The organism is Pseudomonas cichorii, assembly GCF_019719005.1.
Classification (GTDB): domain Bacteria; phylum Pseudomonadota; class Gammaproteobacteria; order Pseudomonadales; family Pseudomonadaceae; genus Aquipseudomonas; species Aquipseudomonas cichorii_E.
Window position 1 is genome coordinate 56,193 of record NZ_JAIGPJ010000025.1, and the last position, 15,180, is coordinate 71,372.

General features: G+C 57.5%; 14 protein-coding genes. 4 read left to right on the forward strand and 10 right to left on the reverse strand.

Features of this window, described 5'->3' with window-relative positions; translation table 11 throughout:
* Positions 1-55 precede the first annotated feature (55 nt).
* On the forward strand, positions 56-1,567 hold the full coding sequence (locus tag K5D32_RS17645) for a sensor domain-containing diguanylate cyclase (RefSeq protein ID WP_221540703.1): 1,512 nt from the start codon (positions 56-58) through the stop codon (positions 1,565-1,567).
* A 55-nt stretch (positions 1,568-1,622) separates the two neighbouring features.
* Here K5D32_RS17645 and K5D32_RS17650 read toward each other — a convergent pair whose 3' ends face one another.
* The gene (locus K5D32_RS17650; protein ID WP_221527164.1) at positions 1,623-2,093 is read right to left on the reverse strand and encodes a PA2169 family four-helix-bundle protein; all 471 of its coding nucleotides are present in this window, start codon (positions 2,091-2,093) and stop codon (positions 1,623-1,625) included.
* Between the two features lie 219 nt (positions 2,094-2,312).
* On the opposite strand from K5D32_RS17650, the gene K5D32_RS17655 reads away from it, so the two are divergent.
* Positions 2,313-2,546: a DUF3820 family protein gene (locus K5D32_RS17655; protein ID WP_221527165.1), complete on the forward strand. Its 234-nt coding sequence runs from the start codon at positions 2,313-2,315 to the stop codon at positions 2,544-2,546.
* A gap of 142 nt (positions 2,547-2,688) precedes the next feature.
* On the opposite strand, the gene K5D32_RS17660 is transcribed toward K5D32_RS17655, so the two are convergent.
* From K5D32_RS17660 to zwf, 3 genes are read right to left on the reverse strand one after another with little or no spacing between them, the layout of a single operon-like run.
* Entirely contained in the window at positions 2,689-3,363 is a 675-nt protein-coding gene (locus K5D32_RS17660) for a bifunctional 4-hydroxy-2-oxoglutarate aldolase/2-dehydro-3-deoxy-phosphogluconate aldolase (RefSeq protein ID WP_025258776.1), read from the reverse strand.
* Between the two features lie 17 nt (positions 3,364-3,380).
* Positions 3,381-4,094, reverse strand: coding sequence for a 6-phosphogluconolactonase (pgl, locus tag K5D32_RS17665; RefSeq protein WP_221601258.1), 714 nt, complete (start codon positions 4,092-4,094; stop codon positions 3,381-3,383).
* Entirely contained in the window at positions 4,081-5,550 is a 1,470-nt protein-coding gene (zwf, locus tag K5D32_RS17670) for a glucose-6-phosphate dehydrogenase (RefSeq protein WP_025258774.1), read from the reverse strand. The genes pgl and zwf overlap by 14 nt, the downstream gene beginning before the upstream one ends.
* A gap of 206 nt (positions 5,551-5,756) precedes the next feature.
* Here zwf and K5D32_RS17675 point away from each other — a divergent pair, with 206 nt between their 5' ends.
* A complete protein-coding gene (locus tag K5D32_RS17675; protein WP_025258773.1) occupies positions 5,757-6,623 on the forward strand; it encodes a MurR/RpiR family transcriptional regulator in 867 nt (288 codons plus the stop codon).
* Positions 6,624-6,697: 74 nt separating this feature from the next.
* On the opposite strand, the gene K5D32_RS17680 is transcribed toward K5D32_RS17675, so the two are convergent.
* From K5D32_RS17680 to K5D32_RS17705, 6 genes are all read right to left on the reverse strand, one after another.
* Entirely contained in the window at positions 6,698-7,549 is an 852-nt protein-coding gene (locus K5D32_RS17680; protein ID WP_038400209.1) for a D-hexose-6-phosphate mutarotase, read from the reverse strand.
* A 120-nt stretch (positions 7,550-7,669) separates the two neighbouring features.
* Positions 7,670-9,028, reverse strand: coding sequence for a carbohydrate porin (locus K5D32_RS17685; RefSeq protein WP_221540708.1), 1,359 nt, complete (start codon positions 9,026-9,028; stop codon positions 7,670-7,672).
* Between the two features lie 119 nt (positions 9,029-9,147).
* Positions 9,148-10,305, reverse strand: a complete 1,158-nt coding sequence (locus K5D32_RS17690) for an ABC transporter ATP-binding protein (protein ID WP_216705008.1) — start codon at positions 10,303-10,305, stop codon at positions 9,148-9,150.
* Positions 10,306-10,307: 2 nt separating this feature from the next.
* Positions 10,308-11,153 (reverse strand): carbohydrate ABC transporter permease, encoded by an 846-nt coding sequence (locus tag K5D32_RS17695; RefSeq protein WP_221578096.1) that lies wholly within the window; start codon positions 11,151-11,153, stop codon positions 10,308-10,310.
* Positions 11,146-12,054 (reverse strand): carbohydrate ABC transporter permease, encoded by a 909-nt coding sequence (locus tag K5D32_RS17700; RefSeq protein ID WP_221578095.1) that lies wholly within the window; start codon positions 12,052-12,054, stop codon positions 11,146-11,148. The genes K5D32_RS17695 and K5D32_RS17700 overlap by 8 nt, the downstream gene beginning before the upstream one ends.
* Positions 12,055-12,158: 104 nt before the next feature.
* On the reverse strand, positions 12,159-13,445 hold the full coding sequence (locus tag K5D32_RS17705) for an ABC transporter substrate-binding protein (RefSeq protein ID WP_221601260.1): 1,287 nt from the start codon (positions 13,443-13,445) through the stop codon (positions 12,159-12,161).
* A gap of 412 nt (positions 13,446-13,857) precedes the next feature.
* On the opposite strand from K5D32_RS17705, the gene K5D32_RS17710 reads away from it, so the two are divergent.
* On the forward strand, positions 13,858-15,177 hold the full coding sequence (locus K5D32_RS17710) for a hypothetical protein (RefSeq protein WP_221601262.1): 1,320 nt from the start codon (positions 13,858-13,860) through the stop codon (positions 15,175-15,177).
* The last annotated feature ends 3 nt before the right edge of the window (positions 15,178-15,180 follow it).

The window sequence follows — 15,180 nt, forward strand, 5'->3', positions numbered from 1 at the left end:
GAGCGTGATATATATCCGGCCTCGACCGCTCTGCTCTGGAAGTACAACGGCTGCGATGAATTCTCCTGCACCTCTGCAATCTGCAAACTACAAGTGGACACGCTCCGAGAAAGTGCTGATCGGCGGCAGCTCGTTGTCGATGCTTGCCATTCTGATCATTGTCGCGTTTCTGCTGGCTCGCGAGCGTGCCGACGCCACATCGTCGGCGGCCCGTACAGCCTCTAATATCGTTCAACTGATCAATGCCGATGTCCTGCGCAATGCCGAGCTGTATGACACTTCATTGCAAGGCATTCTCAAGTCGTGGAAGCGTCCTGACCTGACGGATATTTCGGCAGAACTGCGGCAACTTGTCCTGTTCGATCGCTCCACAATAGCGCCCTTCAAGGGCGATATGGTTCTACTGGATAAAGACGGAAAGATTATTGCCGACTCGCTGTCGGTCATTCCGCGTAACGATAACCTTTCAGATCGTTCCTACTTCCAGTACCACTTGAAAAACCCTTCTACAGGCCTTCATGTAGACGGTCCGTTCAAGACCCGATCGGGCAATCCGGACTGGTGTATCAGCCTCAGCCGTCGTATGTCCGGTCCCAATGGCGAGTTTGAAGGCGTCGCCAGTGGCGTCATCCGGCTTGTCTATTTCAGGGAGCTGTTCAAAAGCCAGGTCCTGGACAAGGGCAGCAGCATCAGCATCATCACAGCCCATGGCACCATGCTGGTCCGCTACCCCGAGATGGACGGCCAGGACCTGACGGGCAAGGATTACAGCGCCTCGGAAAACTTCAAACGCATCGTTCAGGAAGGCACCGGCAGCTTCACCGCCATGTCATCCCAACTCAAGGCCATGCGTTTCTATACCTTTTCCAGGGTCGGCGATTTGCCGTTGATTGTGGTGATCGGTCAGGCCGAAGAGGAGGTTTATACCGTCTGGAGGCGCAATGTCTGGCTGGTGGGCAGCGCCACCGGCGTGCTGTGCATCGGGATCATGTGGCTGACCTTTCTGCTGTGCCGCGAACTGCGCCGCCGTCACCAGGCCGAAGACAAACTGGCAAGCCTGGCCGCCACCGACGGCCTGACCGGACTGCCTAACCGGCGTCAGCTCGATGATGCAATGGACATCGAATGGGCCCGGGCCGTACGTTCAGGCAAACCCTTATCGCTGCTGATGGTAGACGTGGACCACTTCAAGGCCTTCAACGAACGCCATGGTCACCCCGGCGGCGATGAAGCACTGCGCAAGGTCGCCTACACCATTTCGCGAACTATCCGTCGTCCTGGGGATATTGCGGCCCGTTATGGTGGCGAAGAGTTTGTCGTGGTGCTGCCGGAAACCGACCTGCAGGGCGCGATGGCACTGGCTGAATCGATTCGCGCGTCCGTCGAGGTCATGCCAGTGTTCAACTGCGACCAGCAACGGATCACCGTCAGCATTGGTGTCGCCTCGCAAATCGTCCAGCAAGGCAATAAACTCGAAGCCCTGTTCGGCCTGGCGGACAAGGCGCTTTATCAGGCCAAGAACAATGGGCGCAATCGAGTGGAGCAGAGGCGTTTCGGTCAGGACTGAACAGAAAAACGCCAGACAGGCTGGCGTTTTTCCTCAAGCTTGCTGAAAACCGCTATCAGGAAGCGCGGCGAACCTGATCGCGCAGCGACTTGACCTTATCGTGATTGCGCTGAGTGCCGTCAAGCTGTTTGCGCACAAGGGCAACCACATTGGCAGGCAGAGATTTTTCCTGAGCCTTTTCCAGGGCTTTCTTGTAGGCGGCCAGGGCATGGTCCTCGCCACGCTCCACTTCATTGAGAATCGCCTCGTCGCTCTGGCCGGTCAGTGCGGCCTTGAGGTCGACCCAGACGCGATGCAGAGAGCCTGCAGCGCTGGAGCTGGTTTCCGGCTCGCCACCCAGCGACCGGACTTCAGCCTGTAACTCGCTTACGGCAACGCCGCACTCGCTGGCACGGGTCTGGAAAAAGCTCTTGAGCAAAGGGTTTTTCAGGTCCTCGGCGCTGGTTTCAAAGCCCTTTTGACCGTCTTTGCTGGTTTCGATCAGATCGTTGAGCAGGTCAATGGATTCTTTATTGACGTCGGTCATTTCAATATCCTTACTAGGCAGTGTGGAGAAAGTAATGTTGCTGACCTTAGTGATTGCAGAGCCCATGCCAGCTTCTTTCATTATTTTTTATAGATAAATTTCAATGACTTAGGAGATAAGGCAAATACACCACCCGCTCTTTCTGCATGAACTGTCTTTTTGCCTGCATGCAGAATGCAGGTATGTTCTCATTGGAATGACGTTATCGATGGCTTACACATGAACCCGGAAAAACTCAAACTGCTGGTCACCCGTGAAATGCCTTTCGGCAAGTACAAGGGCCGACTGATTGCCGACCTGCCTGGCCATTACCTGAACTGGTTCGCCCGTGAAGGCTTCCCTCAAGGCGAACTGGGCGGCCTGCTCGCATTGATGCAGGAAATCGACCATAACGGCCTGAGCGGGCTGCTGGATCCGCTGCGGACAAGACCGCGGCAATTTCTTCGCGACTGAAGTCGCTCCTTGGACGCTGCAAAGGGCTCCGATAACGCAGGCAAAAAAAAACGGCGCTCCGGACCAGGGAGCACCGTAAAAACCATACAAACCAACAACAACTTCTTTGAAGGCCCCGGGCCTGATGCCCGAAGCCAGATATTCAGTCGAACAGCGCCAGCGCTTCTGCCGTGGCTTCCTGAATGCGACCCCAGTCGCCATTCTTGACCCAGGCGTTGTCGATCATCCAGGTGCCGCCCACGCACATCACGTTAGGCTGCGCGATGTAGCTCTTGAGGTTATCGGCATTCACGCCGCCAGTCGGGCAGAAACGTACTTCGTTGAACGGGCCGCCCAAGGCCTTGATTGCCGCCACGCCGCCGCTGATCTCAGCCGGGAACAGTTTGAAACGACGATAGCCCAGGGCATAACCGATCATGATTTCCGAAGCACTGCTGATGCCGGGCAGCATCGGCAGCGGGCTATCCACTGCCGCTTGCAGCAGATCGTGGGTGCTGCCGGGTGTCACGATGAATTGCGAACCGGCCGCTTCGGCATCGGCCAGCATCTTGCGATCCAGCACAGTGCCCGCGCCCACGCACAATTCGGGGCGCTGCTCGCGCAGGATGCGGATAGCGCTCAGGCCAAACGCCGAACGCAAGGTGATTTCCAGAGCCGTCAGGCCACCGGCCGCCAGGGCATCGGCCAGCGGCAGGACATCCTCGTCGCGGGCAATGGTAATGACCGGCAGGATTCTGGCCTTGGCGCAGAGTTCGTCGATCTGGGCAATCTTGTTCGCCATGCTGTTTCGCGGCTGATTATTTTCGTTCGTTGTCATGGCGACGGATCCTTTGCTTATGGGCACCAGTAAATCTCAAGTGTTGAGTTGAGGAAGGCACGGACCGGCAACTGAGCGATGTCATCGCCCGCCAGCGCCGTGCGCAATGTGTCGAGCTTGGCCTGGCCGGACACGGAAAGAATCGGGTGACGCGCCGAAGCCAGCAGACGGCGAGTCAGGGTCAGGCGCTGATGAGGCACGCTGGGGGCCAGCATCGGCAGGCAGCGGCGCTCGTCATCCAGGCTCAGTGCCTGTTCGAGGTTCGGACTGCCGGGGAACAGGGACGCGGTATGCCCGTCGTCGCCCATGCCCAGAATCAGCACATCGATGGCAGGCAGTTGCGCCAGAATCTCGTCCGCGGCCAAGGCCGCTTCTTCCAGGCTCTCGGCCGGGGTGTACAGGCCAATGAACGTCGCCTCGGCCACCGGGCCTTGCAGCAAGTGGCGCTGTAGCAGGCCGGCATTGCTGTCGGCATGCTCGACCGGAACCCAGCGTTCGTCAGCCAGGCTGATGACTACTTTGGACCAGTCCACCGGCTTTTCAGCCAGGCTCTGGAAAAACGCCACCGGGCTACGCCCACCAGACACCACCAGGGTCGCCACGCCATTGGCGGCGATGGCAGCGTTCAGGCGCTCGGCCACATTGCCAGCCAGCGCACCGGCCAGCTGCTGCGGGTTATCGAATTCGCGTGCCACCAGCCCTGCTGGCAGCTCAAGATCACATATCGCCATACCACGACCTCCCGTCACGAGTAATCAGGGCAATGGAGCTCATGGGGCCCCAGGAACCGGCGGCGTAAGGCTTGGGCGCATCGCCTGCCTTCTTCCAGCCGGCGATCAACTGATCGCACCACTGCCACGCGTACTCGATTTCATCTTTGCGAACAAACAGGTTCTGATTGCCGCGCATCACTTCCAGCAACAACCGCTCATAGGCATCCGGGACCCGGGCGCTGCGGTAGGTGTCGGAAAAATTCAATTGCAACGGGCCGCTGCGCAACTGCATGCCCTTATCCAGCCCCTGATCCTTGGTCATCACTTGCAGGGAAATGCCCTCGTCGGGCTGCAGGCGGATAATCAGGCGGTTGCTGATCTGCAAACGCTGTTCAGGCGCGAAGATGTAGTGCGGCGGCTCTTTGAAGTGGATCACGATCTGCGACAGCTTCTGCGGCATACGCTTGCCGGTACGCAGGTAGAACGGCGTGCCCGACCAGCGCCAGTTGCGGATGTCGGCGCGCAGGGCCACGAAGGTTTCGGTGTCGCTCTGGGTATTGGAGTTTTCCTCCTCCAGATAGCCGGGCACCGACTTGCCTTCGCTGTAACCGGCGGTGTACTGGCCACGCACCACCTGGGTCGCCAGACGCTCGGGAGTGAAAGGCGCCAGTGCCTTGAGCACCTTGACCTTCTCGTCACGAATACTGTCGGCCGACAGGTCGCTGGGCGGGTCCATGGCGATCAGGCAGAGCAGTTGCAGCAAGTGGTTCTGAATCATGTCGCGCAACTGGCCGGCCTGATCGAAATAGCCCCAACGGCCTTCGATGCCGACCTTCTCGGCCACGGTGATTTCCACGTGGGAGATGTGATTCTGGTTCCACTGGGTCTCGAACAGGCTGTTGGCGAAGCGCAGGGCAATGAGGTTCTGCACCGTGTCCTTGCCCAGATAGTGGTCGATCCGGTAGACACGGTTTTCCGGGAAGAACTGCGCCACGGCGTCATTGACCCGTCGCGAGGACGCCAAGTCATGGCCGATGGGCTTTTCCAACACTGCGCGGGTGCGATCAGCCAGACCGGCCGATGCCAGGTTCTCGCAGATGGCGCCATAGACCGATGCAGGTGTGGCGAAGTAGGCGATCAGCGTTTCGGCATCGCCGACACGCTCGGCCAGCGCGACATAGTCCTCTGCCTTGAGGAAGTCCACGTGCAGATAGCTCAGGCGTGCCTTGAAACGTTCAACGTTGTCCGCTTCCAGTTCAGCTTCGGGAATGAAGCGACGCATGGATTTTTCGATGTACGCCAGGTGCGACTGCTCGGTGCCAGGCTCGCGCGCCAGGGCAAGAATCCGGGTGTCGTCATGCAGCAATCCGGCGCGGTCGAGTTGGTAAAGAGCCGGGAACAGCTTGCGCACCGCCAGGTCGCCCAAGGCGCCAAACAAGGCAAAAGTGCACGGTTCAACCGTAATCGAGGGCATAATGTTGGTTCTTTTATCAAGTTAGGCTACAAATACCTTTTTTAAAGGCGTTACTCAAGGCCATATGTAGTAATAACCACAACATTTTGTCTAAAACCATATTCCAGTGGTGATCGACACAGGCCACCAGTACGATAGGCCACCTTTGCTACAGGCTAAAGAGCTAATACAAAACCGTTGGTAATCAGCCGCGACAAGGACTTGAAATGGACCGCGCAAAAAATCTCCTGGAGCAGATCCAGGTCCGGCTCGAAGAGCTGAACAAGGCTGAACGCAAGGTCGCCGAGGTGATCCTGCTCAACCCGCAGATGGCCACGCGGCTCAGCATCGCGGCCCTCGCCCAGGCGGCGAAAGTCAGCGAGCCGACGGTCAATCGCTTTTGCCGTTCGTTCAACGTCAGCGGTTACCCCGAGCTGAAACTGCAACTGGCGCAAAGCCTGGCCAGCGGTGCGGCCTATGTCAGCCGGGCAGTGGAAGCCGACGACAATCCCGAGGCCTACACCCAGAAGATTTTCGGCAGCGCCATCGCGTCACTGGACAGCGCCTGTCAGCAACTGGACCCGACGCTGATCAGCAAGTCGGTGGACATGCTCATCCAGGCCCGCCAGATCCACTTCTTCGGCCTGGGTGCCTCGGCACCCGTGGCGCTGGATGCCCAGCACAAGTTCTTCCGCTTCAACCTGGCAGTTACTGCCCATGCGGACGTACTGATGCAGCGCATGATCGCCTCGGTGGCGCATACCGGTGAGTTGTTCGTGATCATTTCCTACACCGGACGCACCCGTGAGCTGGTGGAAGTGGCACGCATTGCACGGGCCAACGGTGCCTCGGTACTGGGTCTCACTGCTGCGGGTTCTCCCCTGGCCAAGGCCAGCACCGTGAGCCTTAATATTCCGCTGCCTGAAGACACCGATATCTACATGCCGATGACGTCACGGATCATTCAGTTGACGGTGCTCGACGTATTGGCCACCGGCATGACCTTGCGCCGCGGCGTGGATTTCCAGCCACACCTGCGCAAGATCAAGGAAAGCCTGAACGACAGCCGGTATCCGGCGGAAGATCAGGGCTGACCTCACACCGTAGGAGCGAATTCATTCGCGAACCCTTCGCGGATGAATCCGCTCCCACAGACCCTGCAACGTATCTACGCCAGGCAGGCCTGCAACCTGATCTGCGCCTGCTCTCCGGGCTCCAGGCTTCCGTGTTCGCTCTCACATGAAGTTGCTTCAACACGGACAAAGCCGCTGGCTTCGCTGCCACAGACACCCAATAGCGGCCTGCTGCCAGGATGCCAGACCACCGTGCTAGGGCTGTCGCTGGTGTCGATGTGCAGACGCCGTTTCCAGGCACTGTCCTGAAGCTGCAAGGCGCCGGTATGCTCGAAGACCCGCTGGCAGCCTCCAGCAACCCGCAGTTCGCCTTCCTGCTGGCAGACCTGCCGACTGAGCTTGTCGTAGCCCTGCGCGCCATCCAGCCCCTCCAGCGCGACGCCCGCCACATCGCTGATGCGCCAGTAAGCATGCAGCCCATGACTGAAATGGCAGGGCTCGCTGTCTTCATGCCGGGTACTCAGGCGCAGTTCCATACCCTGCCCCAGTTCGGCATGCAAATCGACCTGCCAGTCCCAGAGCTGCAACTGCCAGTGCAAGGTCACGCCCGCCTCGCTCTCGGCGCTGTCGATCAGCTTCCAGTTGAGCAGACGCGCCCAGCCATGGGCAGGCCAGCCGCTTTCACTGGGATGACGGCCATACCAGGGCCAGCAGACCGGCACGCCACCACGAATGGCGCCAACCTGCGGCCATTGCGCAGCGCACCAGAGCCAGGGTTTCTGGCCGCGAGGCTGGAAATGCAATAACTGCCCGCCCTGGCGACTGAACACGGCCTGGCACTGGGGATGATCGATCACCAGCACATCCCGCAACTGGTAGCGATCCCACTCGAAGGTCGGCCTGACGCGTCGGGAGGTGAAAAAGCGTTGTAAAGGGTGCTCGTGCATCTGCGCGTTAGTGAGGGACATCGCCAACCGCACCTCTGAAAATAAAGGTATTCATGACCATAAAAAAACGGGCAGCCAGGCTGCCCGTAAAGCACACACGACCTTGAGCGGTTTGTGAAATCAGAACTTCGACTGGATTTTCAGGCCCGCAACAATGGCATCGTCAACCTGGCTGACGCCGCCAGGATGCTTGATGTATTGCAGGTTAGGACGCACAGTCAGCCAGTTGGTGACATGGAAGCCGTAGTAGATTTCCGAGTTGTACTCGGTGTCCTGTACCGGCAGGTAGCCCGGGTTGTCGTAGTCGTTGATGCCGTTAATCTGGTTTTGCAGACGGACACGGTCCTGCACATCGTCGTTGACGTGGATACGGGCAATACCGATACCGATGTCATCCTTTGGACGCGAATCGAACGGACCTTTGTAGGTCAGGCCGATCTGCTGGTAGTTGTCGACGAAGTTGGTTTCCTTGTCATGCACAGTGGCGTTGGCAAAGATGCTCAGACCACGAGACGAATCGCCGTTGTGAGCCGTCAACTGCTGCTGAGCCACGACCCACCAGCCATGCTTGCTGCTGTGAGACTTGAACGCACCGCCAGAGATCGGCTGAGCCTGACCGTCTGCACCTTCATAAACGTCGTCGGCACTTGGCGTGCTCTTGTAGAAACCGACACGGTATTCGCCGGGCAGCGAGTTGATGGTCGGGGTCCAGACCAGTTCGACCGGCAGGATCATGCCCTTGGTGCCGCTGCCGCTGAGCTTGAAGCCGTTGCCGGTTTCGAGGTTGGACGGGTTCTGCTCGTACACACCGACCTGGGCATAGACCTCAGGCGTGATGTTGTACTTGATGCGCAAGGCCCACTGGCTGATTGGCCAGTTGTACCAGGTGTTGACGTAGTTACCCACCTGCGAGCCGCAGAACGACAGGTTCTGGAAGTCGCACGGGAAGGAGTTGAAGTCTTCGCCTGGCCCGAACCGGCCAGCCTTGACGTCCAGGGCGCCATCGAAATACTTCTGTTTGATCCACATTTGCGTCAGACGCCAGGTCTGGCCACGGCCCCAGACTTCCTGAGAGGAACTGAGGGTGCCCGCACGAGGATCGCCGATCCGGTCATTGGAGATATTGCGACCACTACGTTCGGTAATGGCCAGCTTGAATTCTGCATCCTGCCAGCCAAAGGCTTTCTGCAGGTCGACTTTCAAGCCGAAAGCGAACTGGTCACTGTAACGACCGGTGGTGTCGTCGTTAAAGCCACCCTTGAGGTTACTGGCCATCTCGGAAACGTATTCCAGAGAGAAGTCATACCCCTTGTCGAGCAACTCGGTGCGTGTGCCACCCCAGTCGCCCGTCATCCACGGTGAGTTGGCGTCGAACGCATCGGCAGCATGTACGCTGCCCGCCAGACTCATCGCACCCACAACTGACAGTTTGCGTACCAATTGGAACCGGGAAAGCGATTTAGCCTTGATCTTTTTCATCCCATCAATCCTCGTTTTATTGTTATTAGCTTTGGTGCACGTTTTTCTTACTGCTTCGTGTTCACTGGCGGATCGTGCGGTATGGCAGCGCTCGACCCGACAGCTGTGCTCGGTAACGCTTAACGGATCATTTGCGTGACATTGCCCACGCGCTCAGCCGTTTGCTGCTTTCCCAGGACACCCAGGCGCTCGCCGCTCTGTGCATCGAAAAGCAGGACCTTGGCCGGGTCGAATTGCAGGGTCAGGCTTTCACTCACCTGAGGCGCGACGTCTGGCGCCAGACGGCAGCAGACCTTGCTCTGATTGAGCGTGACGAAAACCAGGGTGTCAGGACCGGTCGGCTCGGTGACCTGCACCTCGGCGCGAATGGTCGGCAGACCGTTTGGCTCGCCAGACGCCAGGGTGATCTGCTCCGGACGAATCCCCAGGATCACTTCGCGATCTTCCAGCCCCGCGTCGCTCAAGCCCAGAGGCAGTTCGCAACGTGCCTGACCGCTGTCGAGCACGGCCAGCAGGCGGCCTTCCTTGCGTTGCAGGCGCAAGGGAATGAAGTTCATGGGCGGCGACCCGATAAAGCTGGCGACGAACAGGTTGGCCGGATCGTTGTAGATCTGCTTGGGCGTGCCGAACTGCTGCACGATCCCGTCCTTCATGACTGCCACCTTGTCGCCCAGGGTCATGGCCTCGATCTGGTCGTGGGTGACGTAGACGGTGGTGGTTTTCAGACGCTGGTGCATCAGTTTCATTTCGGTGCGCATCTCGACCCGCAGCTTGGCGTCGAGGTTGGACAGCGGTTCGTCGAACAGGTAGATCTTCGGACGTCGCGCCAGGGCACGGCCCATAGCCACACGCTGTTGCTGACCACCGGACAACTGGCCCGGCTTGCGATTGAGCAGGTGCTCGATCTGCAGCAGCTTGGCGACGCGACTCACCTCTTCGTCGATGGCAGCTTGCGGCATCTTGCGGATTTTCAGGCCGAACTCGATGTTCTCCCGCACATTCATGGTCGGATACAGGGCGTAGGACTGGAACACCATCGCGATGTCACGATCCTTAGGGCTGGTGCCGCTGACGTCTTCGTCATCGATCAGGATCGCGCCGCCACTGATGTTCTCAAGACCGGCGATGCAGTTCATCAACGTCGACTTGCCGCAGCCGGACGGGCCGACCAGGATCAGAAACTCGCCATCATTGATTTTCAGCTCGATGTTCTTGAGCGTGTCCGGCAGGTTGGCGCCGTAGGTCTTGTTTACGTTACGTAGTTCGAGAGTCGCCATGATTACCCCTTGACCGCGCCGGCCGTGAGCCCACGCAGGAAATACTTGCCAGCCAGTATGTAGACCAGCAGTGTCGGCAGCCCGGCGATCATCGCCGCCGCCATATCAACGTTGTATTCCTTGGCCCCGGTGCTGGTGTTGACCAGGTTGTTCAGTGCCACGGTGATGGGCTGGGACTCGCCACTGGAAAACACCACACCAAACAGGAAGTCATTCCATATCTGGGTGAATTGCCAGATCAGGCAGACCATGACGATGGGCGTGGACATCGGCAGGATGATCCGCCCGAAAATCGTGAAGAAGCCCGCACCGTCAAGACGTGCCGCCCTGACCAGCGCATCCGGAATACTGACGTAGTAGTTGCGAAAGAACAGTGTGGTGAATGCCAGCCCGTAGACCACATGCACGAACACCAGACCTGTCGTGGTGCTGGCCAGCCCCATCTTGCCGAGGGTGAAGGACGCCGGCAGCAGGACCGTCTGGAACGGCAGGAAGCAGCCGAACAGCAACAGACCGAAGAACAGTTGCGAACCGCGAAAGCGCCACATCGACAACACATATCCGTTCAGGGCACCGATGGCTGTGGAGATGATGACTGCCGGGATAGTGATCTTGATCGAGTTCCAGAAGTAGCCATCGACGATATCCCAGGCCTTGACCCAGCCAATCACCGTGACCACGCTCGGCCAGCTCAAGAGGTTGCCGCTGCCGATATCTTCGGGTGCCTTGAAGCTGGTCAGAAGCATGACCACCAGCGGCACCAGATACACCAGACACGCCAGCAGCAACACGGCATGAATCAGGATCCGGCTGAAGCTGAGGCCAGGTTTGCCAACGATATTATTCATGGCGTTTTGTCCTCAGTTCGGAATACAGGTACGGCACCAGAATCGCCAGGATCGCGCCAAGCATCAGGATTGCACTGGCCGAGCCCATGCCCATCTGGCCGCGACTGAAGGTAAAGGAATACATGAACATCGCCGGAAGGTCGGACGAATACCCGGGACCACCGGCTGTCATCGCCGCCACCAGGTCGAAGCTCTTGATGGCAATGTGCGCCAGAATCATCACGGCACTGAAGAACACCGGACGCAGGCTGGGCAATATCACACGCCAGTAGATGAGCGGCAGGCTCGCGCCATCCATCTGTGCGGCGCGGATGATCGATTGATCGACACCCCGCAGGCCCGCCAGAAACAGCGCCATGACAAACCCGGAAGACTGCCAGACCGCCGCGATGACCAGGCAATACACAACCCGGTCCGGATCGACCAGCCAGTCCAGGCGAAAGCCTTCCCAGCCCCAGTCGCGCAGCATCTTGTCCAGGCCAAGGCCCGGGTTGAGCAGCCATTTCCAGGCCGTACCGGTGACGATCATCGACAGCGCCATCGGGTAGAGATAAATGGTGCGAATCGCACCTTCACGACGAATGCGCTGGTCCAGCAACACCGCCAGCACCACACCGACCACCAGACTGATGGCGATGAACATGCCACCGAACATCAGCAGGTTCTTGCTCGCCACCCACCAGCGGTCGTTGTCCATCAGGCGCATGTATTGCGCCAGCCCGACCCATTTATAGGTCGGCAGGAACGTCGAATTGGTGAACGAAAGCACGAAGGTCCACAGGATGTAACCGTAAAAACCAACCAGCACGATGAACATGCTGGGTGCCAGTACCAACTTGGGCAACCAGCGTTGCAGCGCATCCAGAGGCGAGGCTTTGCTGAACACAGCGACAGAGCTCATCGGGAGTATCCAATCCGGAATATCGAATCCAGGCCGCAGGCGTGTGTGAAACCGGGGTACGGTTTCATCAGCACGGACTGCGGCTGGGGTTCAGGTAACGATCATTACTGGGCGGACATGATTGCCGCGCCCAGCTTTTTGGCAGTTGCCGCAGGGTCGGCATCTTTATCGTTGATGTAGTTGGTCACGACATCGAAGAATGCGCCTTGTACCGCCAGCGTAGTCGCCATGTTATGGGCCATGCTTGGCTGCAGACCGCCGGTTTTCGAGTCAGCCAGGAAATCTTTTGCAGCAGCCTGGGCGCAGGAATCGAAACCGTGCTTTTCCATATTGGCCAGCATGTCGTTACGAACCGGGATGGAGCCTTTGTTGATGCTGAAGACCTGCTGGAAGTTTTCACCCAGCGCGACCTTGGCAAGGTCCTGTTGCGCGGCGGTGGTGCCCTTGTCTTTCTGCTTGAACACAGCCAGCGAGTCGATGTTGTAGGTGAACGCCTTGTCAGTGCCCGGGAAGGCTACGCACTCGTAATCCTTGCCTGCGACTTTCTTGGCGGCAGTCCACTCGCTCTTGGCCCAGTCGCCCATGATCTGCATGCCGGCCTTGCCGTTGATGACGTCAGCCGCCGCGATATTCCAGTCACGACCGGCACGGTTGGCATCCATGTAGGTGGCGACTTTCTTGAATTCGGTAAGAGATTTGGCCATTTCAGGGCCAGTCAGGGTCTTCTGATCCAGATCAACGAGGGCTTTCTTGTAACCTTCAGCACCCATGACCGAGAGCACTACCGCTTCAAATACGGTGCTGTCCTGCCATGGCTGACCACCGTGGGCCAGCGGGATGAAACCGGCTGCCTTGAGCTTGTCACCTGCAGCGTAGAACTCTTCAAGAGTGGTTGGGGCCTTGTCTATACCGGCTTTCTTGAAGACCTCCGGGTTGATCCACAGCCAGTTGACGCGATGGATGTTCACCGGCACGGCAACGTATTCGTTCTCGAACTTCACGGTTTCGGAGATTTTCTTGTCCAGAAGAGAATCCCACTTCTCTTCCTTGGAAACGTCCTTCAACGCATCGGTATCGAGCAGGCCGGTGGCACCCCATTCCTGGATGTCCGGGCCTTTGATCTGAGCGACGCCAGGCGGGTTACCCGCGACTGCACGGCTCTTGAGTACAGTCATGGCAGTCGCGCCACCACCGCCGGCAATTGCGCCGTCCTTCCAGGTGAAACCGTCTTTCTCAACCTGCGCTTTCAGAACATCGACAGCGGCCTTTTCGCCACCGGACGTCCACCAGTGCACGACTTCGATAGTGCCTTTGGAATCAGCAGCAGTAACGCTCAGAGGGAACAACGAGGCGAGAGAAATGACAGCAGCGAGACGTGAGATTGAATTCATCGATTTGACCTTTCTTGTTGTTATGCATGAGCAAGTCTGTGCTTGCGCTCGGGGAAGTGTAACCAAGGGTTTTCCGGGCACGGTAACGAAGGGATGCGCAAAAGTCACAGGATGGTTACATTTGCAAGCCCTCTCGGGACACCAGCGCCCAGCCTCAGGAAACAGAGTAGTCCACGCTTAAAAAACCGATGAGTAGCCAAAAAATCAATCATAACGACATCATTGATTTTATACCCTCACTCGAATGACGTGGAATAACAATCCACCTCATGTCGCAAATAAATATAACGTGAGGCGATGATTTAACCCTTAGTTACCTAATATTAAAAAGGCAGAGCGCCTTCTCCACCGTTTCAGCTCTGCTGGAAAGATCATAAATGGACGTACATTTTCGCTGACAAGGAACAACACAATGAACAACCCTGCTTCGTTTAAATCCGGTGAAATTGATCCGGGCTTTCCACCCATCGGCATCCCCAACCCGAATGAGACGCAAAGAAACTTTTCTGTTGAGACATTACTTCCAGTGGCCAATGGATATTTAATTGCAGGCTGCCATGATGAGATCAATATCCAACCGCCCTGCCTGGTCAGAATAAAACCCGATAAAAGTCTTGATAAAACCTTCGGCCAGAATGGTTATGCCTTCGTTGATGTGCGCAGTCACCCTATCGCCGAAAACGACGGTTATCTACTGAATGTGGATCTGTTGCCCGACGGCAGGTATCTGGCCAGACTGGATACCATAATCACCATCAAAAACCATCAAGTCAGTTGTCTGGTACTGGCCTGCTTTACCGCTGATGGTCAGAAGGACCCGGCGTTTGGCAGTAACGGGCTGCGACTGTATCCCCTGGCCGCCAACCCGGCACAATGGCCGCAGCCATTACACCAGCTTGCCAGCCGTCTCCCCCAACCACAGATATGGCGGTTCCCCGACGAACAATACGGTGACCTCAAGGTATTGAGTGATGGAAAGCTGTTGGTCCTGACCACAGTAAGGGACCTGGTTGAAAATACTCATCGTACTTACGTCTTGAGACTGACCCCGGATGGCGAACCGGACCCGACATTCAATACCCAGGGCCTGATGGAGCCTCGAAGTTATATATGGTTCAAGCCTTATCGTTTAGTCGCGCAGGACAATGGAATGCTTGTCATCAGCGGCTCGCACCCAGGCGTTCCCTTTGTTGCCAGATTTCATGAAAACGGAACGCTGGATACCACATTCGCTTCGGATGGATATTTTACAGACTTTGGCAATTACGCTTATTCAAGCTGGAGCAGTCTTTTACCGGACGCTGCCGGAAATATTGTCTGCGCAGGAAACCGGGGAAGTACAAACATCGCTCGTGGCAGAGGTGTTTTAGCCATTTGCAAGATAGACAAAAATGGTCAGCGTATTCCCGACTTCAACCAAGGGGAAACCTTATTGATCGAGTCAAGAGAACCCGACAATGTCGTACCTGTAAACTTCACGGCTATTGTCGACAGTTCCGGACGGATTGTTCTGGCAGGCAGACATATCAGCGCGATACCGCAACTGAAAGGCTTCATGGCCCGGCTGCTCGAAGACGGACGGCCAGACACCAGCCTGGGAGCAGACGGCGTGTGCTACTACGAAGAAATCCAGGGGTTGAACTACCTGAGAGAAGATCCAGACAGCGGGGCCTATTACTCGAGTGTTCTAACGGGTTTTTCATCCAATGCCATTTATCGATTCATCAGTTGAAGC

What these genes read in the sequence shown, in the direction of transcription:
- K5D32_RS17645 (WP_221540703.1), top strand. Translation starts at nt 56, where the DNA reads ATGAATTCTCCTGCACCTCTGCAATCTGCAAACTACAAGTGGACACGC.
- K5D32_RS17650 (WP_221527164.1), bottom strand. Translation starts at nt 2,093, where the DNA reads ATGACCGACGTCAATAAAGAATCCATTGACCTGCTCAACGATCTGATC.
- K5D32_RS17655 (WP_221527165.1), top strand. Translation starts at nt 2,313, where the DNA reads ATGAACCCGGAAAAACTCAAACTGCTGGTCACCCGTGAAATGCCTTTC.
- K5D32_RS17660 (WP_025258776.1), bottom strand. Translation starts at nt 3,363, where the DNA reads ATGACAACGAACGAAAATAATCAGCCGCGAAACAGCATGGCGAACAAG.
- pgl (WP_221601258.1), bottom strand. Translation starts at nt 4,094, where the DNA reads ATGGCGATATGTGATCTTGAGCTGCCAGCAGGGCTGGTGGCACGCGAA.
- zwf (WP_025258774.1), bottom strand. Translation starts at nt 5,550, where the DNA reads ATGCCCTCGATTACGGTTGAACCGTGCACTTTTGCCTTGTTTGGCGCC.
- K5D32_RS17675 (WP_025258773.1), top strand. Translation starts at nt 5,757, where the DNA reads ATGGACCGCGCAAAAAATCTCCTGGAGCAGATCCAGGTCCGGCTCGAA.
- K5D32_RS17680 (WP_038400209.1), bottom strand. Translation starts at nt 7,549, where the DNA reads ATGCACGAGCACCCTTTACAACGCTTTTTCACCTCCCGACGCGTCAGG.
- K5D32_RS17685 (WP_221540708.1), bottom strand. Translation starts at nt 9,028, where the DNA reads ATGAAAAAGATCAAGGCTAAATCGCTTTCCCGGTTCCAATTGGTACGC.
- K5D32_RS17690 (WP_216705008.1), bottom strand. Translation starts at nt 10,305, where the DNA reads ATGGCGACTCTCGAACTACGTAACGTAAACAAGACCTACGGCGCCAAC.
- K5D32_RS17695 (WP_221578096.1), bottom strand. Translation starts at nt 11,153, where the DNA reads ATGAATAATATCGTTGGCAAACCTGGCCTCAGCTTCAGCCGGATCCTG.
- K5D32_RS17700 (WP_221578095.1), bottom strand. Translation starts at nt 12,054, where the DNA reads ATGAGCTCTGTCGCTGTGTTCAGCAAAGCCTCGCCTCTGGATGCGCTG.
- K5D32_RS17705 (WP_221601260.1), bottom strand. Translation starts at nt 13,445, where the DNA reads ATGAATTCAATCTCACGTCTCGCTGCTGTCATTTCTCTCGCCTCGTTG.
- K5D32_RS17710 (WP_221601262.1), top strand. Translation starts at nt 13,858, where the DNA reads ATGAACAACCCTGCTTCGTTTAAATCCGGTGAAATTGATCCGGGCTTT.